The sequence below is a fragment of the Psychrobacter sp. R86515 genome, assembly GCF_042466315.1.
In the GTDB taxonomy this organism is placed as follows: Bacteria; Pseudomonadota; Gammaproteobacteria; order Pseudomonadales; family Moraxellaceae; genus Psychrobacter.
The window spans coordinates 903,894-929,175 of record NZ_JAXHCC010000001.1; the positions used below are offsets into that span (position 1 = coordinate 903,894).

Consider the following 25,282-nt stretch of genomic DNA (forward strand, 5'->3'; position numbering starts at 1 on the left):
CCATTAAAGTAAGGTAATAACATGAACCAACGTTTACAAAGATTATCGGATCAGATTCAGCGTGAGCTTGCTGTTCTTATTCGCGATGAAGTTAATGATCCTCGTCTAACAGGTTTTGTCACGATTTCTAGTGTTAAAGTTAGCCCAGATTTAGGCTATGCGGACGTCTATGTCACTATCATGGAGCCTGAGCTCAATGATGCTATGAACAAGACCAACCATGAAGAAAGCATCAAAGTATTGAACAAAGCGGCAGGATTTTTGCGTACGGAACTAAGCCATAGCTTAAAGACACGTACTACGCCGCGCCTACGTTTTCATTATGATGAAGTAACTGCTCGTGGTAACTACATGATGGACTTGATTAGTAAGGCCGTGACTAAAACTGAGCAAAACGAGAATGACGAGTAAATTATTATTATGTCTATAGCGTCTAAGCAAGTTGATAAACAAGCCAATAAAGTGCCTGATAAAGTAAAAGTTTCAGGTGTCATATTGGTGGATAAACCCAAAGGTATGACCTCGCAGCAAGTCGTGTCAAAAGTGAAGTATTTATTTAAATCACCGATACACGATAGTAAAAAGGCAGGACATACAGGAACGCTCGATCCGATGGCAACTGGCCTGTTGCCTATTTGCTTGGGTGAAGCCACCAAGTTTAGCCATTATCAACTGGATGCTGATAAATCTTACCAAGCGACTATCTTGCTAGGTAGTCAAACCGATACTGGTGATGCTGATGGCCAAATCGTAACGCAGGCTTCTATTCCAGTATTTGATGAAGACTCATTAGCGACTATTGCCCAGCAGTTTTTAGGTGCTCAGCAGCAGATACCACCGATGTATTCAGCGCTAAAAAAAGATGGCAAAAAACTGTATGAATATGCTCGTGCAGGTATTGAGGTTGATAGACCGCCTAGAGATATCACGATTAAAGCAATCAATCTACAGATGATAGACGATACCCAGATTAATCTAACGGTTACTTGTACGAAAGGTACTTACGTACGTGTATTAGCGGAAGATATTGCAAAGCAGCTAGGTACGCTAGGACATTTGACGGCATTGCGTCGTACACAGGTAGGGAACTTCAGCATTGATGATGCGATCGCTTTACCTTCATTAGAAGAGCATGGTTTAGAGGAGCGTCAGTCTTGGCTGCTGCCTATCGATGCTTGTATTGATATCGATGCTGAACTGATGCTGACAGAGGAACAATGCGCCCGCGTACATATGGGGCAGCGCCTAAACGTATTTGATGAGCTAACAGGTAAGCTCAAAGATTATGTTGCTAATATAGTTTCTGACCAACTATCTAATAATAGTTCTGTCGGTACCAATGATGACGCTAGTACCAATGGTAAAGCTGATACTGAACTTGATGCGTCTCAGCTACTAGAGCACGAAATACCTGTTGATATACGTTTACTCAATGAGCAGGGAGAGTTTCTTGGTTTGGGGTCTGTGAGCTTAAACGGACGTTTACAACCTAAGAAATTGATTCAGCGCCAATAGTAACGTTTTCACCAATGTTACTTAAATAGAAAAAATACCACCTAACATTGGCCTGATTTACTAATAGTTTACACTAATCACATACCGTCACATTTTATTGCAGGTTTCGCCTATGGTGAAACCTGTTTTTTTTGTACTCTAGATTCATCAGATAGGGAATGCTGAGCTAAAAAACAAAATGGATAAGTAGTATAAAAATAAAAAATTGCTATAAAGCAAATAATTAAAATAATAGCCAATTAAAAGTAACCAATTAGAAGAAAAAAGTAATGCAGAAAGGACGCATTTGAATAAAAATAAAATAGTTCAAAGGAAAATGTAATACCAAATAATAATAAAACTAGCTTATAAAAATATAATGGTTCACAAAAACTAATAGATAAGAAGAAGGAAAGTTATGAAAACGATCGCTTTTTTACTACATAACCACTTCGAACAAGCAGAGTACGAAGACGTCAATAATCAGCTAAAAGACAAAGGCTACAAGACACTTCTCATAACAACAAATGATAAAAAAGAAGTGCAAGCCATGCAGCAAGACGTAGATAAGAGTGATACTTTTACTGCCGATATCTTTGTAGAAGATGCTAACGTTTCTGAGTATGATGCATTGGTTTTACCAGGCGGTACTGTCAACGCAGATACTATTCGTGGCAACGAAAAGGCTCATAAAATTATCAATGCTATTAATGAAGCAGGCAAGCCATTAGCTGTTATTTGTCATGCTCCTTGGGTTCTTATCAATACAGGTATTGCTAAAGGCAAAACCCTTACCGCTTACCCTACGTTGCAACTAGATTTAGAAAATGCTGGAGCAAACTACGTAGATAAGACAGTACAAATAGATGGCAATCTTATTACTTCACGTAACCCAGATGATATACCCAATTTTGTTAATGCTATAGATAAAGCATTATCTTAGAATTTTGAATTCTAATTAAACAAGTTCAATTAATTAAGTACTATTAAATTTCAAATTTTTATAATTAACATTTATAACCATAACTAAGGAAGATACTATGTCAAACTCTAATCCAAACGATACTAAACTTGAGCAACAACGTTCTGATTCAGCAGGAGCAGCACTTAAAGGTCAAACTGAAGACAATCATAGTGAAAACAGCGAAGCAGCAGCAGAACGTATCGCAGCTAACTTAGAAAATGCGAAAGAAGATAAGTAGGTTTTTAATATGCCACCTGTAATGGGTGGCATTGATATGTTTATAGTTTGCACGTCTTATGATCGATGAGTGCAACGACAGTTAGTCCACAAAATAATAATTCAGGAGCTAATATGAGTAATTCACCGAACAATATGGACGAGCAAGAAAAAGAGATTGAAAAGCTTGCTGAAGAAATCAATCCAAGTGAGCATACTGCCCCAGACAGCTTAGCGGAAGTGACTACTGCCGCGCCTCTTGAAGATGATGAACTAGGCGGCAATGCGAAAGAAGCTGATGTTAACAAATAGTCTGCTTAGGTAGGATGTTAATAGCTAGTTATCTATAGAATACTAGCTACTAGAAATTAAATGTTGCTTTACAAGTATTATGAAAAACTGCTGCTAGTTCAGCAGTTTTTTGTTATAATTACCCCCACATTTAAATTAGGTTTTGAATGATGTACTGTAGTTAGCCCATTATTTTGATTAAGTAGTGCTATAGTTAAATACAATGTACGATTCAAAACATACTAAATGGTAGTTAACTGAGCTTGTCGTACACTAGGTCAACTCTAGTAATGCAGGGTTGTCCTGAATGGCGTACAGGTTATTTTATTTATTATTCTATTGCTTTAATACTGACTCAAATTGCAGTCCGTTTTTTAAAGTTTTTAGCATTGCCGGAGATATTTATGCTAACTAATACCGATCGTGAACAAATCATCGCTCAATACCAACGTGGCGAAAATGACACTGGTTCTCCAGAAGTTCAAGTAGCTTTGTTGAGTGCTCGTATCAATGATTTGCAGAACCATTTTAAAGCACACAAAGCTGACCATCATAGCCGTCGCGGTCTTATCCGTATGGTTAACACGCGTCGTAAACTGCTTGATTACTTAAAAGGTAAAGACCTTGGTCGTTACACTACTCTAATCAGCCAGTTAGGTCTACGTCGTTAATCTAACGACAATAGTACGAGTGGAGGCTGAATTTTTTGCTAAATCGCTTGGAAATTGTTTGTTGTTATCGATAAAATAAATTTTTCTAAAAACGGTGTGGAATAGTTTCACGCCGTTTTTTTATGCTTATTCGTTTTAGACACCGTGCTCAAATAGTAAGAGCTGTAACTCCTTTTATGGAATAGCTAAGAGGAATATTGGTATAAACTGTACTAGCCAAGCCCCAAATACGGTATTTTCTGACGATAATTGCGCTACTGTGCAATTAATTGGTCAATGGCTATAAATCACTGTAAAATAATGCCTTGTGAGTTTGATAGCGCATCTGCTACAGATATGGCGATTATTAATAAGATATTCATTATTTGGCTTGGTAATCAGCGCAGATAGCTGATATTTGAAAGCTCAGAAAATAGCCTGTAGGGTTTTTAGCATCGAAGTCTTTTGACTTAATGTCTTTTTGATAGTATTTATAGTAAAGCCAAAATTGCACGACCGAATATACATAATAGTACGATGTCTAACTCAGACAAATATATGAGATAACCAAGTAACGTTATTGGCATTGGTTGCGATGATTTCTAATAGAAAGCATGTCAACTGATAGCCATATACACAGAATTTTAATGACAGATATCAGCTTTTTTGACGCTGATATCAGTTTTGTCAGTCAACATTAGGAAGATTATATGACAATGTTCAACACCATTAAGCGTGAATTTCAATATGGCAACCAGCAGGTTGTTATCGAGACAGGCCGTATTGCCCGTCAAGCAAACTCTATTTTAGTACACATGGGCGGCGTAACAGTATTAGTTGCAGCAGTCGTAAAATCAGAAGCTAAAGAAGGTCAAAACTTCTTTCCGCTAACGGTTAATTATCAAGAAAAAATGTATGCAGCAGGTAAAATTCCAGGTGCTTACGGCAAACGTGAAGGCCGTGCGAGCGAATTTGAAACGTTGACTTCACGCTTGATTGACCGTCCGATTCGTCCGCTATTCCCAGAAGGCTACGTAAACGAAATACAAATCACTGCTACAGTTGTATCATCAGATAAAACTCAGTCTGCAGATATCGCTGCACTAATCGGTGCTTCAGCAGCACTGGCTATCTCTGATGCGCCATTTAATGGTCCTGTTGCTGCCGCTCGTGTTGGTTTCATTAACGGTGAATACGTTCTAAACCCAACGTCTGAGCAGCTTGAAACCAGTGATCTAGATTTGGTTGTAGCTGGTACTAAGTCTGCAGTATTGATGGTTGAATCTGAAGCGGCAGAGCTGTCAGAAGACCAGATGCTAGGTGCAGTATTGTACGGTCATCAGCAACAACAAATTGTTATTGATAACATTGCTTCAATGGCTGAAGAAATCGGCACTGCTAAGCAGCAATACTCTGCTCCTGAGCGTGACCAAGCACTTACTAGCAGCATGAAAGAGCAGTTCGGCGAGCAAGTTGCTGACGCTTATACCATTACTGATAAGCAAGCACGTTACACGAAGCTTGATGAAATTAAGCAATCAATTATTGATGCACTTGCTGGTGATGCTGAGTCAGAAACTTATGCTGATACCGTATCTGAGCTTAAAGAAATCTATAACGACCTTAAATATCGTACTGTTCGTGACAACATCTTGTCAGGTAAGCCGCGTATCGATGGTCGTGACCCTGAGACAGTTCGTGCGCTTGACGTACAAGTTGGTGTATTGCCGTATACGCATGGTTCAGCATTGTTCACACGTGGTGAGACGCAGGCCTTGGTTACTACCACACTTGGTAACAGCCGTGACGTCAACATGATTGACTCACTAGGTGGCACGATTCGTGACCATTTCATGCTGCATTACAACTTCCCGCATTTCTCAGTTGGTGAAACGGGCCGTGAAGGTATTCCAAAACGTCGTGAAATCGGTCATGGTCGTCTAGCACGCCGCGGTGTACAAGCAATGTTGCCAGATAGTGAGCGTTTCCCATATGTGATTCGTGTGGTATCAGAAATCACTGAATCTAACGGTTCATCTTCTATGGCTTCTGTTTGTGGTGCAAGTCTGGCATTGATGGACGCAGGCGTACCATTAAAAGCACCAGTTGCTGGTATCGCGATGGGTCTGGTTAAAGAAGGTGATCGTTTTGCTGTATTGTCAGACATCTTGGGTGATGAAGATCATCTAGGTGATATGGACTTTAAAGTAGCTGGTTCTAAAAACGGTATCACTGCACTTCAGATGGATATCAAAATCGAAGGTATTACCCCTGACATCATGGAGCAAGCGCTTAAACAAGCTCATGCAGGTCGTATCCATATCCTAGAAGCAATGAACCAAGTATTGCCTGAGAGCCGTACTGAAATCAATGCTCATGCACCAAACTACGCGGTTATCGAAATCAACCCAGACAAGATTCGTGACGTTATCGGTAAAGGCGGCGCAACTATCCGTCAGCTAACGGAAGAAACTGGCGCGGTTATCGATATCGATGATGCTGGTACTATCCGTATCTTTGGTGAAAACAAAGCAGCGACCAAGGCAGCTATCGGCAAAATCGAAGCACTAACTGCTGAAGTTGAAGTTGGTAAAACTTATGAAGGTACCGTTGCGCGTATCGTCGACTTCGGTGCATTTGTAAATGTCTTGCCAAACACTGATGGCCTAGTACATATTTCACAAATCGCAGAAGAGCGTGTAGAGAATGTATCAGACTACCTAAAAGAAGGTCAGGTCGTTAAAGTACTCGTACAAGACGTTGATAACCGTGGTCGTATCAAACTGACTATGAAAGGTGTTGAGCAGAACTAATACTCAATATCTGATGTGGTTTAAATAATAAAAAACTGCCTTGAAATGCTCGTTATGAGTATTCAAGGCGGTTCTTTTATGTGTCCAAAAAAATGATGACTGGCTAGCTAAAAGGCCATTTATAACTCAATGCTTTTAGGCAGGTGTATATCGATACGAAGTTTTGGTAGGTCTTGTAAGTACTCAGTTAGTAATGGCAAAGTATCAGCATGCCAGTCTAAAGGCAGGGTATCTACTGTATTGCTTTCATTGGATACGATATCACGTGGTCTGCCTGAGATAAGTGGCCGTGCAAGTAATGCAACTCTGCGTATGCCTTGGTAACGTATAAGCGGCATTATTTGCTGTTGCAAATCAATCAAGGCAGCAGTCAGCCAACGTGTGCGCGCTGGATGATAAGGATGGTTTGATATCACAAGGTTGACAATATAGTTTGGCTGGTTACCGTTACTACTGATACCAAGTCCGACCTGCTCACGTGTACGCTTATTAATTAAGCAGCTACCAACATTCAGACTACCATCGCGGCACGCGCGATGATAGCGACTATAATTATCAGGAAATAGAGTTTTCGCTCGTGTGAGTACAGGATCTAAAACGACACCAGCATTGTTGACAGGTAAAATAAGCAACTGTGCATTACTATTTAAAATAGAGGCATGTGTGAGTTGTAAAATCGCCATCGTAAGCCTCTCTATAACCAAATCAAGTATACGGTTATTGAATCGTCGCTTTATTAGAGTCGTTTGCTTCTAATTGAGCAATTTGTTGTTCGAGTAGCGCAATTTGTTCTGCCTTCATATCAGTCAATTGCTTATTCATAGCCACTTGTTCAGCTGCTAACTTCTCTTGTTCGGCCAGTCGCTGACTTTCATCTTCTAAACGATCAATCTCTTCTTTCGCCAAGCTATCGTTTTCTGGTAGAGGCGCATCTAATATAGCAGTAGGATTTGGTATCGCGTTACTGTCATTATTTACTTCTCCAGAGTTTTCATCCATGAGCACACCATCGTTAATCACAGAGTCATCTGTTGTCTCAGATATATTGTCTGTTGTTGACTCTGTCGGCGTTTGCTCAGTTATTGGTGCTGAAGTAGCAGTGTTAGCAGGTAAAGTAGATTCTGTGTCAGAGTTACCCAAAATTAAATAGCCGATGGCAATAATCAGCAGTACTAAAATAAATACTGTCCAAATTTTCCGGCGTGTTTTAGTCGCTTTTTTCTTGGAAGCGTGAGTGGGTAAAGGACGAATGTTTTCTCGTTTCATATTATGATCGATTCATGTCAAGAATATAAGTAGCCATACTATAGCAAACTCAAAATAAAAAGCCTATCTATTGATAGATAGGCTTAATAGACCATTAAATAATAAAGTATTTAATCTGTTTTTAAGTATGAAAACTAAATTATTAAGACTTAAATTTCACGGTACCACTAGTGCCAGTCGCCATCGCATCACGTGCCATTTGATCTTCTAAATGGTTCTTGGCGCTAATGGCATCAGGATCGGGGCGGTGCTCTGTGTGTCCGCACTGAGTACATTCAATATACTCATCTGGGGCAGGAGTCACGATATTAACTTGCACCACAGCGTCCATCTCCTGACATTTCGGACAACGTACCCCTGCTAAAAATCGGCGCTTAGGACTAGATGACTGATAACGCATTTAAATGACCTCGCGCGTCGTTTGAGTATTTGCGGCATCAATATTTTCAGCATCAGTGAAACCATTATGACGTAGCAAGGCATCGATACTGGCGCTACGACCGCGGAAATTTTCAAAGTTGGTCTTGGCCGGGAAACTGCCGCCAACAGATAAGATGGACTCACGGAACGCTTTGCCTGTCGCTGGGTTGAAAATACCGTCTTCTTCAAACTTACTAAACGCATCAGCTGATAGCAGTTCCGCCCATTTGTATGAATAATAACCTGCAGCATAACCACCCGCGAAGATATGACTAAAACCATTAGCAAAACGGTTATAGTCAGGTGTTTGCATAACGGAGATATCATTACGGACAGTATTGAGCGTCTCTAAAATGCCATCGTAATTAAGTGCTGGCGTATGAGCATGAATGAGCAAATCAAATAGAGCAAACTCAATCTGACGCAGCGTTTGCATGCCGCTTTGGAAATTTTTCACTGCTAATAGTGCATCCAATTTGTCTTTAGGTAATGGCTCACCAGTCTCAACATGACTACTGATAAGCGCGATACCTTCAGCATCCCAAGCCCAGTTTTCCATAAACTGACTAGGAAGCTCGACCGCATCCCACTCGACGCCATTGACACCAGCGACATCACCGACCGTGACTTGAGTCAATAAATGATGCAAGCCATGACCAAACTCGTGGAATAAGGTTAATACTTCATCATGGGTCAATAAACTAGGTTTGCCATCAAGTGCTGGCGTGAAATTACCAACCATAAAGCAGACGGGCAGCTGTTGATGGTTTTGTTCTTCATAGCTGTAGCGAGATTGAAAACCACTCATCCATGCACCGCCACGCTTACCGCTACGTGCAAATAAGTCGAAGTAGAAGCCACCGAGCAAGCGATCATCAGCATCGAATAATTGATAAAAGCTTACATCGTCATGCCAGCGAGAGACTGAGTCACTTTCTGTATTTTTATGGCTTTGCTCTTGTACTTTAATACCGTATAGACGCTCAACGATAGTGAACAAGCCATTAATCACTTTGGGTAATGGGAAGTATGGACGAATTTCCTCTTGCGATAAGCTGAACTCACTTTGTTTTACTTTTTCAGCGATGTAGGCGCTATCCCACGGTTGCAACTCGTCAATGCCATAATCGCTTGCGTATTTCTGTAGCTGTGCCAAATCTGCTTTGGCAGCAGGGGTTGCTTGCGTTGCTAAGTCACGTAAGAATGTTTCAACTTCTAAGACACTGTCTGCCATCTTGGTCGATAGGGATACTTCAGCATAATTTGCAAAACCAAGTAGCTTAGCCTTTTGCTCACGTAATGAGAGTATTTGACTCATATTGTCAGCATTATTTAATGAATTACCTTTTGCATTGGTATGCGTATCAAACTCAGAGGCGCGTGTGACATAAGCATGATACAGCGTTTCCCGTAAGCCACGATCGTCCGCATGAGTCATGATCGCTAGATATACAGGGATATTTAAACTGGCCACATAGTAAGGAGTAGGAAGTGCATCTATATCGGCTTGGCTAAGGGCACCGCTAGCAAGCTCACGCGATTTGTATTGCTCACCTGCATCTGCCAGTAGGGCCAAACCACTCTCTGTTAGACCCTTTAACTGTGAGTCTTCTAAAGGTAGGGCAAATGCTTGCGTCGCATCCAAGATATTGTCCGAAAAGGTAGCAGACAGGGTCGATAACTCGCTTTGGATAGCGGCAAATTTTTCTTGCTCAGCTTGAGGTAATGCAACGCCTGATAACTCAAAGCTACGTAATGCCAGTTCGATTGCACGTGCACGAGCAGGCTCTAACGTAGCAAAGAAATCTGTGTCATTGACGATAACTCGATAGCGATTAAACAACGGCTGATGCTGTCCCACTCGCGTACCGTAAGCAGATAGCTTTGGTAGCAGCTCATGGTGAACATGACGAATTTCATCGTTGCTCATCACGCTATTGAGATGCGACAAAATACCCCAGCTACGATCTAATGCCAGATTAATATGGTCAAAGCTCATCACATCTGCCAAAGCTTGTTCAGCGTTTATTTTTTCAGCACTTGTTTTTTCAGCACTGTCGCTTTCTATCACGGTTAAGGTATCTAAAAAAGCATTGGCAGCATCAATAGCGTCAATCACTTGGTTCTGTAACGTATGTGGCGCAGTGTCGGTAAAATCGACAAGGCGTAAATCTAAAGGAGAAGATGTCATATAGGTATCCGGTATCAATGAATTATTATTAATAAAAATGAGATAAGTCTGGCTACTATTGAAATATACAGTGTGTTCTTATTTTATATATAGATTATATAAAAGATGGGTTCGTTTGGTAAAAATACAACCTAAGCATTTTTATACGATTCAAGTAATTAGGACAGTGCTAGCAATCTGGAAGTAAATATCGAAATTCTGATACTTAGATTCTACTTCTCAAGATAGTTATCTGAATATGTAGTTATGCTCGCTAAGGCAGTCCTTTAACAATATAGAGTGCTCTACTTACAAAGCGCTATCATTTGCTTGCAAATTAACCCTACAGGGAGTGGGGTATAGCTGTTAGCATCAAGATAATGGAATTTAAATATTATGTATCAATAAGATGCAAGAAAAACACGGATAGAAATTTCCAAGCTCATAAAAACATATGAGTAAAGGGATATACAAAGTTGAAAATGAACGACAATAAAACAAGGAGCAATATATGAAAGCGACTCTTAAAAGTTTACGTGAAACTAAAGCTAACCCTGCAGTAAGTATCTTTGTTAAAACGCATCGTGAACACCCAGCTAATGAGCAAGATCCTATCGCTTTAAAAAACCAATTGAAAGTTGCCGAAGATCGTCTGACAAAAGAGTACGATAAACGCACAGCGACTACCATTCTAGATAACATTCAAAATAAAATCAGTGAGCTCAATCACAATTATAATCTCGATACGTTAGCTATATTTGCTAGTACGGATGATGTGCAAGTTATCCGTATGCCAATTGACACAACAGAACGTGTTGTGATTTCAGATAGATTTGCGACCCGAGATTTGGTACGTGATATGGCAAGTGCAGTTCATTATTATACTGTGGTCTTAACCCGTGACAATGCTCGTTTGATCGAAGCGTCTAATGACCGTGTTGTGAGAGAATTCGATAAAGATGACGATGCACAAAACAACATGGAGAACATTCAGTTCCCTGTCGAAAATAATGGACTATACACAACAGGGGACGGTGGCTCAGATCGTTCATCAAATAATGAAAGCAGTCACTTAAAAGAATTCTTTAACCAAGTTGATAAAAGCGTCCAAGAGCTATGGGGCGAGCACAAAATGCCTCTTGTCATAGTTGGTGATGCAAAAAATATTGGCTACTATAAAGAAGTCTGTGATCGTCCAGATAATATCATCGCTACAGTATCGAATGCGACCAATCTAGAAGACGGTAGTGCTCAGCATATTGTAGATAGTGTGCAAGAAGCCGTAGAAGAGTATCGTACCTCACTGCACAAAGCTGCACTGGGTGAAATCGACAAAGCTCGCGGTGCGAATATGTTGCAGACTGATCTGCAGGAAGTGTATCGCAGTGCCTTCCAAGGGGCTGGCGAGACACTTTATGTACGCCGTGGCTATATACAATCCGCTAAGATTGACGAAAAGGCACAAACGTTAAGCCCTGCCAATGATGCTACTGCGGAAGGCATCACAGATGATGCAATCGGTGAAATCATCGAACACGTCATTCACAATGGCGGCGAAGCTGTATTTATGCCACAAGATATCATGGGTGAAGATCAACCAATAGCGCTAGTAACTCGCTACTAATCTGACGATGACACCTATGCGCGATGTTCATTTATGAATTAGCCATTGATAATACATAGGTGTAATATGAGAGCATTGGTTCAATACGAGCCAGTGCTCTTTTTATGTCTGTCATTACCATCACTATGGGTGCTATCGTAGCTGAGCTATTGATCTTTACTCCATAAATAATGAGCGTACAACTAACCAAACTATGACTACCACCTCTTTTGTTTTAACCAGCTACAACATCCACAAAGGCATGTCACCGCTGAATCGCCAAGTGAAGATGCAAGGTATTGCTCAGGCGCTAGAGTCTGTGGGTTCAGACGTCTTGTGTTTGCAAGAAGTGCAAGGCCAAAACCTCAAACGTAATATGCAATATAACGAGTACCCAGATCAATCACAGCATGAATGGTTCGGCGAATTTTTAGATTTGCAAAACAGTTACGGTAAAAACTCCGAATACGAAAACGGCCATCATGGTAATGCAGTATTGAGCCGCTTTCCGCTAGACCCCAAACACAATGTAAATATTACGGTCAACAAGCTTGAGCAGCGTGGTGTCTTGCACTGTGAGGTACAACCTATCGGTTGGGAGATGCCAGTTGTCGTATTGTGTGCACATTTGAACTTGTTTGAGCGTGATCGTATCAAGCAGTATCAAGCGATTAGTGATTATGTGCGAAATGAGATTGCGCCGGATCAACCACTTATCTTGGCAGGCGATTTTAATGATTGGAAAAAGATGTCTTGTGACAAACTGGCGTCAGATCTCGGTATGATAGAAGCGTTCAAGCATTGTCATGGCAAGCTGTTGCCAACCTTTCCAGCAAAGCTACCAGTACTCAGCTTGGATCGTATCTATGTGCGCAATTTGCTTGTGAAGGATGCTTGGGTACACACTGGAAAACCTTGGTCATCGCTATCAGATCATCTGCCCATTAGTGCAGAACTGATGCTGCCATAATACCTAACTATAATAATTTGTCTAAATGTATTATATTGGCAATCTATCGATATATGAACAATTGTCTTTATTGATCATCTTATTGATTAACCATGTTCTCGATTGAAAGTGCTATTAACAGTACAACGTTTCAATAAAATGAATAACAAGTACAGCCTAATAAACAAAATATAAGGATATTCTACGATGGCAACAGCGTCTACTACTGATAATAATCAACAAGCTAACCACAACATACCTAAGACACAGCACGCCGTACTCATACGCGAGTTTGGTGAGCCTGAAGTAATGAAATACCAAGACGGTGCTGATGTCCCTGAGCTACAGGACGATCAAGTACTAGTAAAAATTGCCTATGCTGGAATTAACCCTGTCGATTATAAGACCCGCCAAGGTAAAGGCTGGGGTGCAGAGAACATTCGTAAAGACAAGTTTGAGAATGATCAGCCAGCTATTTTAGGATTCGATGTATCAGGCGAAGTAGTCAGCAGCAATAGCGACGAGTTTGCTGTGGGCGATAGAGTAGCGGCTTTGACCTTTAGCGGTGGTGGCTATGCGCAATATGTGGCAGTAGATGCCAAGTTACTTGCGAAAGTACCAGATAATGTCAGCTTAGAGCAGGCAGGTGCTTTGCCTTGTATCGGACAAACGGCACTACAGTTTGTAGATTTTGCTGATATAAAAACAGGCGAGCATGTGGTGATTAATGCACCAGCAGGCGGTGTCGGTCATTTACTAATCCAATTGCTCATGAATAAGGTGGCGCAAGATAACATCAAGGTAACGGTAATTTGCTCGCCAGAAAAGTATGCCAAGCTTGATGAGTTGATAGACGTATCTAGGCTGGCGGGTTGGGTAGATTATACCAAAGATGAAGCGTTCCCTGACCTGCAAGCCGACGTGCTGCTTGATTTAGTCGGTGATGAAGCAGGTGTCCGTGCGCTTAGCGTTCTCAAATCAGGTGCCCGCGTGAATGTGTTACCAACTATTTGGGTTGATAAGCTCAAAGAAGCCGGTCAGCAAAAAGACTTAGAAGTAGCAGGCTATAAAGCGCAGCGTAGTGGTCAAGATATGGCGCGTGTTTTACAGGAAGTGGCCGATGGTAAGCTAACTTTAAAAATTCAAAAAACTTATCCACTCTCAGAAGTTGTTGCAGCGCATCACGAGCTACAAAAAGGCGATGCTTTTGGCAAGATTGTCTTAGCAGCGGCTGAGTGAATGTCGAGATTGCCCAAGTATTAGGTAGTGCCTGATAGGATTTATTAGTAAGGGGATGTCTGTTGAAACCCAGTAAACTTAACTGATGACTTAACAAATCATACAAAAGTTTTATTTTGGACAACAGAACGTCCCTGTAGTCTTTGCTTATTTATCATAGGATAGAAAGCGAACCATACTTATAAAGGGAATAATATGACTATCAACAATAAGACTATCAATAATAATACCAGCAATGAAAAAACAGATGACCAGGTTGCTTATGAATCCAAAGTTCGTGAAGAAATAGAAGCATGGAAGAACCCTGATAAAGGGATTTTGGATAAGACGCTAGCAGTGCTTAATACCCCTGTGGTAGCAGCCGGTGATGCGTTAATGGAGGCTCCACAATTTGGCGATTCTCTAAAAAAAGCAACTGAGGAAACGATTACTGCTTTGAGTGATGCGGCCAAATGGACATTGGACACTCAAAACGTTATCGATAGCTATCAAGAGATAGCGGATGTTGATAGCTCCTCGATTGCAACACTAGCTGATATTAAACGTCTACCCATTGCGGTTGTAGATAAACAAGTTAAGTTTTTCAAAAGCAAATATGTAGCGCTAACCAGTGCGCAAGGGGTGACTACAGGGGTCGTAGGCTGGGCAGGTATCCCTGCTGATGTCGTTGGGCTTATTACAGCTAATCTACGCGCGATTGGAGAATATGCAACGTACTATGGCTTTGATATCAATGATAAAGGCGAGCAGCTATTTGCGATGTCTTTGTTGGCTGTAGCAACTTCTGCCTCTGTTGAAGAGCGTAAAGCGGCGTTAGATGACACTCATGCGATGATTAAAGATCCAGAAACTCAGGCATTCAATCAGATTAATGAAGAAGTCATGTCTCGTGTACTGCGTCAGACAGCGACTAAAGTAGCCACTAACATCGTTAAGACAAAAGCGGCGCAAATTATTCCAGCGGTGGGTGCAGTAGTCGCAGGTGGTGTTAATGCTAGCTACACTACCAATGTGTGTGAAGCTGCTTATCAGTGTTACCGTGAGCGTTTTTTAGATCGTCTCGCGTAAGAATTAGATGACTCGTTAAGTCAGCGATAGTATCAAGATGTAAGCATATACCGAAACGTTAGACTGATTCGTCCAGCATCGACCGTCTTTGTCTTAGTAATCGTATGCTTCCAAAAGGTTTGTGTATCACCATGCATCACAACGAGCTGACCAGACTCAAGATAAAGTTCAACTTTGTCTTGAGTTTTTTTATGCTTAAAAACAAATTTGCGTGTGGCACCAAGCGATAAGGAGGCGATGACTGGTTGATGACCGAGCTCTTTTTCGTCATCAGCATGGTAGCCCATACCATCAGCGCCAGAAGGGTAGTAATTAAGTAGGCAGGTATTAAAATTGGCAGTGACACCAACCTCTGCTAAAGCTTGTTCGATTTTCTGTTTCACGTGAAACACTATATCTGACCATGGAACAGTTTGCCGCACGTTCCCTGAATATTGATAGTCTGCATCTGTATCTCCCATCCAGACAATTTTTCGAGTGGTTATATGGGTCTTACCAAATAACGTCACGATGTCTGGCTGCCAAGGTAGCTCATTTAGCAAGAAGCTATAAAGGGTAGTGGTACCGTCGATAATCACGCCTAGATCATTCACCTTACCATCATAGGGTAGTAAGTTATCCGTGGGTGCAGGGGCAAAGAGGTCAGTCATAATTTAGTCGTTGTAAATCCTTATTTGCTGCTTTGATAGTGCTCGTTGATAATTTGAGCGCATAGTTCAGGCGCTTCCATTGGCAATAGATGACCGTAATCTGACAGCGAAATAAGACTGCTATCTGGGACAAACTTTTTCCATTGCTTTCGTACTTTGTCATTGATGAACAGGGTAGGCTTGCCTGTAATCAACGTGTAGGGACAGCGTAGTTTTTTGAGTGCAGCATCGATATGAGGAGCGCCAAAATAATTGGCCAGCTCTTGTTCTGGTGCAAACATAAGCGTATAGCTACCATCTGCATTCTTGCTCAGGCTTTGCTCAGCAAATACTTGCAAGTGTTCATCGCTAATACGCTTATAAGCACGCTGCGCACGTAGGCTCTCGTAATAACTATGGGTATTTGGCCAAGTAGATTGCTTGGTTAACGTGCTTTTGAAAGGCTCGCGGCTCAATAGGACAGAGCGTGGCAACAGGTTATAAAAAGTGGCTTGGTGTTTGGTAAATGTGACAGGCTCGATCAAGTATAACTGTGAAAATAGCTCTGGACGTTTGGCAGCTGCCATTGCTGTGGCTGTTGCGCCTTGCGAGTGACCAATACCTACGACAGGCTTGTCTTGCGTCTTTTCTAAAAACTCAATCAGCATATCAGCATCTTGCTCACGCGTCAGACGACGGCTTTGCGGCTTATCATACCAGTAGCCACGTAGGGCAAGTGAGCTGATATCAAACTCAGGGGCTAGCTTACTTAATAGTGGCGTATAAGTACCAACAGTAAAACTATTACCACTATAAAAATGTGCTGGCGCGCGGGGAGTAGAGCTTGAATCTAGCGGCTGATTAAAATGGCTAAGGTCATAATAGCGTGCCTGTTTTCCGCCAAGATTAATACGGTTTGTGAATGCTTCCATAAAATAAACACTTCCTTGTGACTTATTTTGAGTGATTTTTTTGTAGTTTGTCTTCTTATGATTGAGCTGACTTAATGAATCCTAATTGTCTTCACCTAAGAAGCCACCGCTTTGACGCTGCCACAGTCGAGCGTAGACACCATTCAATGCCAATAGTTCATCATGACTACCTTGCTCAATGATACGGCCTTGATGCATAACGACCAGTCTATCCAGTGCCGCAATAGTAGACAGGCGATGGGCGATAGCAATAACGGTCTTGCCGGTCATGATGTCATTTAAGCTTTCGGTAATGGCATATTCGATCTCAGAATCTAGCGCACTGGTCGCTTCATCTAAAAGTAAAATCGGCGCATTTTTTAGCATAACACGTGAGATAGCAATACGTTGACGTTGACCGCCAGATAGTTTGACTCCGCGTTCACCTACTTGGGTATCAAGTCCTGTATTGCCTTTATCATCGTACAAATCTTTGATGAAATCCCATGCCTGAGCTTGTTTGGCAGCGATCATAATCTCTTCATCAGTAGCATCAGGACGACCATAAGCGATATTTTCACGTACAGTACGATGTAGCAATGACGTATCTTGAGTCACCATACCAATCTGTTGACGCAACGATTCTTGCGTAACCGCATCAATAGCCTGACCATCAATCAGAATCTTACCGCTATCGACATCAAAGAAGCGCAATAGCAGATTGACCAAGGTTGATTTACCAGCACCTGAACGCCCAACCAAACCAATCTTTTCACCCGGCTTAATATCTAAGTGGAAGTTATCCAACAGTTTGATATATGAGTTAGGAGCGCGTTTAGCAATGTTTGCACTATCAACAGTCTCACCAGTTTGTCCATTGTCTTCTTCATCATTCTCATAACTGAAGTCAACATGGTCAAATACGATACGCCCGTCCGTGACGGCCAGCGCTGGCGCGTCAGGTTTATCGATGATTGTCTGCGGTGCTGACAACGTACGCATACCGTCCTGCACTGTACCGATACTCTCAAACAAACTGGCTGTCTGCCACATAATCCAACGCGTCAAACCATTTAGACGCAATGCCATAGCTGTCGCAGCGGCAATGGCACCAACACCAACTGCGCCTTGTTGCCACAAGTACAATCCAATACCTGCAGTACTACTGACCAAAATCACACTGATAAGATGGGTCGATACTTCTAAATAGCTGACCCAGCGCATTTGTGCATGCACCGTACCTAGAAATTGTCCCATAGCATTTTTGGCATAGCCAAGCTCACGACGCGAATGGCTAAATAGCTTAACGGTCATGATATTGGCATAAGCATCCGTAATTCGTCCTGTCATCAAGGCACGGGCATCCGCTTGTACAATCGCTGTCTCTTTGAGCTTAGGGATAAAGTACCAAATGGTAATGGCAACCAAGACCAGCCAAATGACAAATGGAATAAGTAGTAAGCTGTCTAAATTAAACAAAATCACCCCTGAGGTGATAAAGTAGACAGAGACATACATAAACATATCGGTAACGGTCATCACGGTATCGCGTACTGCTAGGGCTGTCTGCATTACCTTAGCTGAGACGCGACCCGAAAACTCGTCCTGATAAAACTGCATGGATTGCCCAAGCATGCGCTGATGAAAACGCCAGCGCATCTGCATAGGAAATACACCTTGCAAGGTCTGAAAGTGGATAAACGATGACAAGGCAATCCACAATGGGCTTACTATCATGACAGCGAGCATGATGAGCAGCATATCGCCTTTTTCTACCCATAAGTTTTGCGGTGTATAAACGCCTAACCAATCGACGATATTACCTATCCAAGCAAACAGCATGGCCTCGTAAATACCGATACCAGCGGACAAAATCATAAAGATTAGTAGCCAGCCGCGTAGGCCATTGGTACATGCCCACAAAAACTTCAGCATACCATCGCGAGGTGATGGCAATGGCATAGGTGTGTCTGGAAAGGCGGGTAGGCGGTTTTCGAAAAAGCGAAATAAAGCATTCATAGGCAGTAATAAAACATCAATAGCAGTACGTCAAGATGAACGAGAGGACTCGTTATCTAGAATCTTTACTTTTGTGATTGGGATTAGGTGCTATTTTAGCAAAATTACTAATCATACCTGCATGCTAATTGTAATTTGCTTAAGAATAGCTATGTTTTGAGAGCTTCAGTCATAACCATAATAAATAGTTTGCTGTGGAAAACATATTTTGTTACATTCTACATCCAAACTTATTCATGGTTTAAAAATTGCTTTTATAACTATGATTTTATTGCAAAAATCAGCTGATTAGCAGGCATTTTATTTAATGGTCTTTATCAATAGACGAACAATAATAACTCAACATTGAAGTTCAAAAGGTAGCAGTGAATGATGTATTTAATAATAGCGGTGCTATGTAGCGTCGCCGTCTCCATACTTTTGAAAATATTGCGCCAGAAAAATATAGATATTCGTCAGACCATCGTGGCAGGCTATCCTGTGGCTTTTTTACTGACTTGGATATTACTAAAACCTGATGTAAGTGCCATTCATGCGCTTGATAGCGCTTGGGGCATCATCATTGCGCTTGGAGTACTATTACCTGCTGTATTTATCATTCTCGGACGAGCTATTGAAGCGGTGGGGATGGTAGCAACCGACGCGTCTCAGCGCTTATCACTCATTATTCCTATCGTAGCGGCTTTCTTGCTATTCGGTGAGGTGCTGACTGGTACACGTATACTTGGATTGGCGTTAGGCTTTTTGGCATTAGGTGCGCTTGTCTATCGACCACAGCATAACGATATTACTCGGCGAGCAAAGCATGCGCCGCTATGGTTATTCGGGGTATGGGCAGGCTACGGCATTATTGATATTTTGTTCAAACAAGTTGCCAAACAAGGGGCAGCTTTTCCATTGACTCTATTGGTAAGTTTTGGCGTAGCAGGTGTATTGCTTTTAATCTATTTGCTTGCCACACGGGTACGTTGGCAAAAACAAGCACTTATGACAGGTCTACTGCTCGGCGCATTAAACATGGGCAATATTTATGCTTATATACGGGCACACCAAGTGCTGCATGATTCTCCTAGCATCGTCTTTACTGGTATGAATGTCGGTGTTATTGCCGTAGCGACATTGATTGGCGTAGGTGTATTTAAAGAGCAGCTGAACCGTATCAATATAATAGGATTAGTATTGGCAGTCTGCTGTGTAGGGGTACTATTTTTGGCGTAATGCACACTGTCCAAAAGTATCGGCTTCATGATTTTTTAGCTATATTGTCACGTATCCTATATAGGCATACAAATCATCCTATGATAAGGTTATCTACAAATAACAGGGCTTGTATGGAATGAAAAAGCTTAGTTTATGATACTTAACTTAACCAATAAAAATAGGATGCAGGCTCAATGGAATACGATAAGCAATTACAGCGTATAAAAAATAGTTCAGGTTTTATTGCTGCTCTTGATCAAAGTGGCGGCAGCACACCGAAAGCGTTAGAGACTTATGGTGTCAGCAGCGACGACTATGATAATGATGAGGCCATGTTTGATTTGGTTCATGAAATGCGTGCTCGTATCATGACGTGTGACTGTTTTGATAGTGAGCGTGTACTTGGTGCAATCTTGTTTGAAGATACCATGGAGCGCGAAGTTAATGGCAAGTCGACGGCCAACTATCTGTGGGAAAATAAAAATATCGTACCATTTTTAAAGGTAGATAAAGGTCTGGCTGAGCAAATGAGCGGCGTGCAAGTTATGAAGCCAATCCCGAATCTAGATCTATTATTAGATAAAGCAAAAAACTATCCTGTATTCGGTACTAAAATGCGCTCAGTCATTTATGAGCCAAACGTCGATGGTATCGAGCTTGTGGTACAGCAGCAGTTTGATGTGGCGAAGCAGATTATTTCAAAAGGCCTTATGCCTATTGTCGAGCCAGAGGTCAATATTGACAGTGCACAAAAGCATGATTGCGAAGTGTTGTTAAAAGCCGACATCCTACGTAACCTTGAGCGTTTGGGCGATGAGCAGCAAGTGATGCTCAAGCTAACATTGCCTGAAGAGGTTGGGTTTTATCAGGAGCTGATTGATCATCCTAAAGTGCTCAAAGTAGTGGCGCTGTCTGGTGGTTATAGTCGTAGCGATGCTTGTGCCAAGCTCAAACAAAACCCAGGTATGATTGCGAGCTTCTCGCGTGCTTTTACCGAAGGCTTGAGTAAGCAACAAAGCGATAGCGAGTTTGCTGAAACCATTAATGCCTCAATTGAAGAGATTTATGAAGCGTCAAAAGTGTAAACGTAGTAAATAAAACTTCGCACATAAATCATGAGTAAATAAGCCAAAAAAAGCCCTACTAGATAAGTGTAAAAATACTTAAATAGTAGGGCTTTTCTTATTTTAAAAGTATAGGTTATTAACCCTACACCTCTTTATATAACTGGCGTCCTTCGTTGTTATATTTTTTAGTCATCTCCGCCATGCCTTGGCGAATTTCCTCAGCAGTGGCTTCACCAACTTGTCCGACAAGCTCTGTATCTACCTCTTTGATTAGGTGACCAGCATCGGTTAGGTCACCCGTTTGCGGCGTTACTTTTTGGTTAGCGGCATCTTTATCCAGCCCTGCTGCATATTCACGTACGTTTTGAGTGATTTTCATTGAACAAAACTTAGGGCCACACATGGAGCAAAAGTGTGCCGATTTGTGTGCGTCTTTTGGCAACGTCTCATCATGATATTCGCGTGCCGTATCAGGGTCGAGCGCAAGATTGAACTGATCATCCCAGCGGAATTCAAAACGTGCTTTAGATAGTGCATTGTCACGTGCCTGTGCTCCTGGATGACCCTTAGCAAGGTCAGCAGCGTGTGCAGCGATTTTATAAGTAATAATGCCGTCTTTAACATCTTTTTTATTCGGTAGGCCTAAGTGTTCTTTTGGCGTGACATAGCACAGCATCGCTGTACCAAACCATCCAATCATTGCAGCTCCGATGGCGCTAGTGATGTGGTCATAACCTGGGGCGATATCTGTCGTTAATGGCCCTAAAGTATAGAAAGGCGCGTCAGCACATAGCTCAAGCTGCAAGTCCATGTTTTCCTTGATGCGGTTCATCGCGACGTGTCCAGGGCCTTCGATCATCACCTGTATATCATGCTCCCATGCGACTTTGGTCAATTCACCAAGCGTACGTAGCTCACCGAACTGCGCTTCATCATTGGCATCTTGCAAGCAGCCAGGACGTAGGCCATCACCTAGACTAAATGCCACATCGTACTGTTTCATAATCTCGCAAATGTCTTCGAAATGCGTGTATAAGAAGCTTTCTTTGTGATGTGCCAGACACCACTGCGCCATGATAGAGCCGCCGCGTGAGACGATACCTGTCAAACGTTTTGCGGTGAGCGGCACATAGCGTAATAGCACGCCAGCGTGAATGGTAAAGTAATCGACACCTTGCTCTGCTTGCTCGATCAACGTATCACGGAATATCTCCCATGTAAGATCTTCAGCGACGCCATCGACTTTTTCTAATGCTTGATAAATCGGTACCGTACCAATCGGTACAGGAGAGTTACGGATTAGCCATTCACGGGTTTCATGAATATGATTGCCCGTTGATAGATCCATAATAGTATCCGCACCCCAACGTGTTGCCCACGTCATTTTGGACACTTCTTCATCGATAGACGAACCCAACGCTGAATTACCGATATTGGCATTAATTTTCACCAAGAAATTGCGCCCGATGATCATCGGCTCAGACTCAGGGTGATTGATATTGTTTGGGATAATTGCGCGTCCAGCTGCCACTTCATCACGAACAAATTCAGGGGTGATGGTTTGAGGCGTATTGGCACCGAAGCTCTCGCCATCGTGTTGACGCATATCGGTCAGTTCATGTTGCTTCTGCGTTTCGCGTATGGCGATATATTCCATCTCAGGGGTGATGATGCCTCGGCGCGCGTAGTACATTTGCGTGACGTTCTGTCCTGCTTTGGCGCGACGCGGTTTATCAATATGAGCAAATCTAAGGTTAGCAGTGCTGATATCACGGGCACGTGCTTGTCCGTATGAGCTGGATAGGCCACTTAATTGCTCGGTATCACCACGTTCTGCGATCCAGCTTTCACGCAACTTTGGCAATCCACGTGTGAGGTCGATATCGACCTTAGGGTCGGTATATACACCTGAAGTGTCATACACATAAAACGGTGGATTATGCTCACCGTCTTTATCTCCAGTGCCGCCAACAGGTGTATCAGCCAAGCTGATTTCACGCATCGGTACTTGGATATCAGGTCTTGAGCCTTCGATATAGACTTTTCTTGAGGCAGGTAAAATACGGTGCAAGTCGCGCGCATCTTCTTCGAAACGGGCATCACTTGCGGCACGGTGAGCAGGGGTTTTTAACGCATCTGCTTTTTTATCTGCTTTGACGTTGGTCGTGTCAGCAGCATTTGAAGCAAGCGTTGAGTTGTCGGCTGGGTTATGCGTTTGGGCTTTCGGTGCAATTGAGGTAGTGTCTGCAGTTGTCATATGCTGTCCTAGCGTGTTGGTTTTTGAATAAAATCAACACCGCCAGTATCTGCGGGGGTAGGCATCCATCATCTAGACAAATTTATATCATGAACCCACAACTTCGACCAAAAAGTATCGTCGCGCATGGTGCTCATCAAATATTGGACGCAAATTTATATCCTCTCTTCTTATCCGGTTATGCATCACGCATATCAAGACAGTAGTGACGATAAAAATGTATTTCTACGCGCCCTTTGTCATAAATAACAAAGTGCTTAAGACTTCCCTGCGTCGGTACTAACCGCATCAGGTTCGGCGGGTGATCTCTCAGCGAATGTATCAAGGCGACTACTTTAATAAAGCAAGTTTAATAAAGTGAGCCAAAAATACACCGCACCCCGAGTCTGTCAGTGTTGTAAATCAGCCTTCATATTAACAAAATTCTGTACCAACGGCTAATAGTATTTGGATACAAATATTCTGTGTCAAACACACGGTTCAATATTTTTGTGAATAATTTTTCTGAATGTTGATAGATGAGGATGCTTAGTATTACTAGGTTGTAGACAAATTATTCAAATATTATGTAAAGCGAATGAAGGATTATAGAAGTTGTCATTAAACTGTCATAAAGATTTGGCAAGATAACACGCATATCACAAGCAATGCTTTTTTATACCGTTGTTAAACTTCAGGAGTCCTACATGCGTTATTCGTTATTAGCAGTGGCCGTCAGTTGTACATTAATGCTTACGGCGTGTAATAAGTCAACAGATACGGCGGAGCCAACTGCTGATACTAGCAGTAGCGCTGTGACAACAGCTGAAACAACCTCTCAGACAGCATCTTCTGCTACGTCAGATTTTAAATCTGCTGAAAATATCGCTATGAATATTACAGGTGCAGGTGCGTCGTTCCCGCAGCCTATCTATGCGAAATGGTCATATGATTACAATGCTGCGACCGGCGGCCAAGTCAACTATCAGTCGATTGGCTCATCTGGTGGTATCAAACAAATTCAATCAAAAACAGTAGACTTTGGTGCTTCTGATGCCCCAATGACGCCTGAAGAGTTAGACGAAGCAGGTTTGATTCAGTTCCCAACAGTCATCGGTGGTGTTGTACCAATCGTCAACATTGATGGTGTTGAGCCTGGTGCACTGAAACTAGACGGCACAACGTTGGCTGATATCTATCTGGGTAAAATCAGTAACTGGAATGACCCTGCGATTAAGGCGATGAACCCAGATTTGACCTTGCCAGATGCAGCAATCACAACAGTATTCCGTTCAGACGGTTCAGGTACGACTTTCAACTTCACTGATTATCTTGCCAAGGTTTCACCAGACTGGAAAGACACTGTTGGTGTTGATAAAACCGTCAAATGGCCGACTTCTGCTACTGGTGCAGGCGGTAAAGGTAACGAAGGCGTTTCGAGCTACGTCAACCGCATGAAAAACTCTATCGGCTATGTTGAGTATGCGTACGCCAAGCAAAATAAGATGTCACATACTGCGCTGAAAAACGCAGCTGGTAACATCGTACAGCCATCTGCTGAGACGTTTGCTGCGGCAGGTGATATCGATTGGTCACAACAAGAAGGCTTTTATAAAGTCATCACCAACTCTGAAACTGACCAAGCATGGCCTATCGCTGCTGCGACCTTTATCTTGGTACATAAGCAACCAGAAAATCCTCAACAAGTCGCTGGCGTGTTGAACTTCTTTGACTGGGCTTATACCCAAGGTGATGACAGCGCCATGGAACTAGACTACGTACCATTCTCTGACACGGCAGTGGCCTTGTTCAAAGAGAAGTGGAACGAAGTAAAAGGTAGCGATGGACAGCCTGTCTACAAGCCAGCTCAGTAACTTGTCTCTGCTAAATGCTATTTAGCAACCGACAAGTTATCCTCTCGAATAACTATTCTCCGGTAGTTGTTTGAGGGGTTTTAACACAGCAAATTTGATGAATACATCTCGATAGATATGTTTACTCACACCGTTTAAGTTTGTTGTGTTAAGTCCTGAGATACATCTTTCTAATATTTCGATTCATCCCATTCAATGCTGAG

Annotated in this window: 22 protein-coding genes and 1 riboswitch; of the genes, 14 read left to right on the forward strand and 8 right to left on the reverse strand. The window is 42.2% G+C overall.

Going from position 1 to position 25,282, the window contains the following annotated elements; all coding sequences use genetic code 11:
- Positions 1-21 precede the first annotated feature (21 nt).
- The 7 genes from SJY28_RS03830 to pnp all read left to right on the forward strand — a co-directional run bounded on the left by SJY28_RS03830 (position 22) and on the right by pnp (position 6,428).
- A complete protein-coding gene (locus SJY28_RS03830) occupies positions 22-411 on the forward strand; it encodes a ribosome-binding factor A (RefSeq protein WP_102078739.1) in 390 nt (129 codons plus the stop codon).
- A gap of 9 nt (positions 412-420) precedes the next feature.
- The gene (truB, locus tag SJY28_RS03835; protein ID WP_379543491.1) at positions 421-1,515 is read left to right on the forward strand and encodes a tRNA pseudouridine(55) synthase TruB; all 1,095 of its coding nucleotides are present in this window, start codon (positions 421-423) and stop codon (positions 1,513-1,515) included.
- Positions 1,516-1,912: 397 nt separating this feature from the next.
- Entirely contained in the window at positions 1,913-2,437 is a 525-nt protein-coding gene (locus tag SJY28_RS03840) for a type 1 glutamine amidotransferase domain-containing protein (RefSeq protein ID WP_379543492.1), read from the forward strand.
- A gap of 97 nt (positions 2,438-2,534) precedes the next feature.
- Positions 2,535-2,696, forward strand: a complete 162-nt coding sequence (locus SJY28_RS03845) for a hypothetical protein (RefSeq protein WP_341610002.1) — start codon at positions 2,535-2,537, stop codon at positions 2,694-2,696.
- Between the two features lie 113 nt (positions 2,697-2,809).
- Complete coding sequence (locus SJY28_RS03850; protein ID WP_379543493.1) at positions 2,810-2,986, forward strand: hypothetical protein; 177 nt, start codon at positions 2,810-2,812, stop codon at positions 2,984-2,986.
- Positions 2,987-3,369: 383 nt separating this feature from the next.
- Entirely contained in the window at positions 3,370-3,636 is a 267-nt protein-coding gene (rpsO, locus tag SJY28_RS03855) for a 30S ribosomal protein S15 (protein WP_045443035.1), read from the forward strand.
- A gap of 689 nt (positions 3,637-4,325) precedes the next feature.
- Positions 4,326-6,428: a polyribonucleotide nucleotidyltransferase gene (gene pnp / locus SJY28_RS03860; RefSeq protein WP_101204658.1), complete on the forward strand. Its 2,103-nt coding sequence runs from the start codon at positions 4,326-4,328 to the stop codon at positions 6,426-6,428.
- A 119-nt stretch (positions 6,429-6,547) separates the two neighbouring features.
- Here the strand turns inward: pnp and SJY28_RS03865 are convergent, their stop codons facing one another.
- From SJY28_RS03865 to SJY28_RS03880, 4 genes are all read right to left on the reverse strand, one after another.
- A complete protein-coding gene (locus tag SJY28_RS03865) occupies positions 6,548-7,111 on the reverse strand; it encodes a hypothetical protein (RefSeq protein ID WP_379543494.1) in 564 nt (187 codons plus the stop codon).
- 34 nt (positions 7,112-7,145) lie between these two features.
- Positions 7,146-7,694, reverse strand: a complete 549-nt coding sequence (locus SJY28_RS03870; protein ID WP_379543495.1) for a hypothetical protein — start codon at positions 7,692-7,694, stop codon at positions 7,146-7,148.
- Between the two features lie 142 nt (positions 7,695-7,836).
- Positions 7,837-8,094, reverse strand: coding sequence for a YheV family putative metal-binding protein (locus SJY28_RS03875; RefSeq protein WP_101204656.1), 258 nt, complete (start codon positions 8,092-8,094; stop codon positions 7,837-7,839).
- Positions 8,095-10,305, reverse strand: a complete 2,211-nt coding sequence (locus tag SJY28_RS03880; RefSeq protein ID WP_379543497.1) for a M3 family metallopeptidase — start codon at positions 10,303-10,305, stop codon at positions 8,095-8,097.
- Positions 10,306-10,795: 490 nt separating this feature from the next.
- Between SJY28_RS03880 and SJY28_RS03885 the strand changes: the two genes are divergently transcribed.
- The 4 genes from SJY28_RS03885 (at position 10,796) to SJY28_RS03900 (ending at position 15,143) form a co-directional block, all read left to right on the forward strand.
- Complete coding sequence (locus SJY28_RS03885) at positions 10,796-11,908, forward strand: hypothetical protein (protein ID WP_379543498.1); 1,113 nt, start codon at positions 10,796-10,798, stop codon at positions 11,906-11,908.
- Positions 11,909-12,101: 193 nt separating this feature from the next.
- Positions 12,102-12,857: an endonuclease/exonuclease/phosphatase family protein gene (locus tag SJY28_RS03890; protein WP_102078254.1), complete on the forward strand. Its 756-nt coding sequence runs from the start codon at positions 12,102-12,104 to the stop codon at positions 12,855-12,857.
- 186 nt (positions 12,858-13,043) lie between these two features.
- The gene (locus SJY28_RS03895) at positions 13,044-14,075 is read left to right on the forward strand and encodes an NADP-dependent oxidoreductase (protein ID WP_379543499.1); all 1,032 of its coding nucleotides are present in this window, start codon (positions 13,044-13,046) and stop codon (positions 14,073-14,075) included.
- A gap of 195 nt (positions 14,076-14,270) precedes the next feature.
- On the forward strand, positions 14,271-15,143 hold the full coding sequence (locus SJY28_RS03900; protein ID WP_379543501.1) for an EcsC family protein: 873 nt from the start codon (positions 14,271-14,273) through the stop codon (positions 15,141-15,143).
- A gap of 32 nt (positions 15,144-15,175) precedes the next feature.
- On the opposite strand, the gene SJY28_RS03905 is transcribed toward SJY28_RS03900, so the two are convergent.
- The 3 genes from SJY28_RS03905 to SJY28_RS03915 all read right to left on the reverse strand — a co-directional run bounded on the left by SJY28_RS03905 (position 15,176) and on the right by SJY28_RS03915 (position 18,702).
- Complete coding sequence (locus SJY28_RS03905; RefSeq protein ID WP_379543502.1) at positions 15,176-15,793, reverse strand: alpha-ketoglutarate-dependent dioxygenase AlkB family protein; 618 nt, start codon at positions 15,791-15,793, stop codon at positions 15,176-15,178.
- A 20-nt stretch (positions 15,794-15,813) separates the two neighbouring features.
- On the reverse strand, positions 15,814-16,704 hold the full coding sequence (locus SJY28_RS03910) for an alpha/beta fold hydrolase (protein WP_379543503.1): 891 nt from the start codon (positions 16,702-16,704) through the stop codon (positions 15,814-15,816).
- Positions 16,705-16,785: 81 nt separating this feature from the next.
- Positions 16,786-18,702, reverse strand: a complete 1,917-nt coding sequence (locus SJY28_RS03915; protein WP_379543504.1) for an ABC transporter ATP-binding protein — start codon at positions 18,700-18,702, stop codon at positions 16,786-16,788.
- 369 nt (positions 18,703-19,071) lie between these two features.
- Between SJY28_RS03915 and SJY28_RS03920 the strand changes: the two genes are divergently transcribed.
- Together SJY28_RS03920 and SJY28_RS03925 are read left to right on the forward strand one after the other, a co-directional pair.
- Positions 19,072-19,920, forward strand: coding sequence for an EamA/RhaT family transporter (locus SJY28_RS03920; protein WP_379543505.1), 849 nt, complete (start codon positions 19,072-19,074; stop codon positions 19,918-19,920).
- 176 nt (positions 19,921-20,096) lie between these two features.
- Positions 20,097-20,987, forward strand: a complete 891-nt coding sequence (locus SJY28_RS03925; RefSeq protein ID WP_379543506.1) for a fructose bisphosphate aldolase — start codon at positions 20,097-20,099, stop codon at positions 20,985-20,987.
- Between the two features lie 124 nt (positions 20,988-21,111).
- On the opposite strand, the gene thiC is transcribed toward SJY28_RS03925, so the two are convergent.
- Complete coding sequence (thiC, locus tag SJY28_RS03930) at positions 21,112-23,226, reverse strand: phosphomethylpyrimidine synthase ThiC (RefSeq protein WP_379543507.1); 2,115 nt, start codon at positions 23,224-23,226, stop codon at positions 21,112-21,114.
- 248 nt (positions 23,227-23,474) lie between these two features.
- A riboswitch (TPP riboswitch) is annotated at positions 23,475-23,619 on the reverse strand.
- Between the two features lie 293 nt (positions 23,620-23,912).
- Between thiC and pstS the strand changes: the two genes are divergently transcribed.
- Positions 23,913-25,079 (forward strand): phosphate ABC transporter substrate-binding protein PstS, encoded by a 1,167-nt coding sequence (gene pstS, locus SJY28_RS03935; RefSeq protein ID WP_101211185.1) that lies wholly within the window; start codon positions 23,913-23,915, stop codon positions 25,077-25,079.
- Positions 25,080-25,282 lie beyond the last annotated feature (203 nt).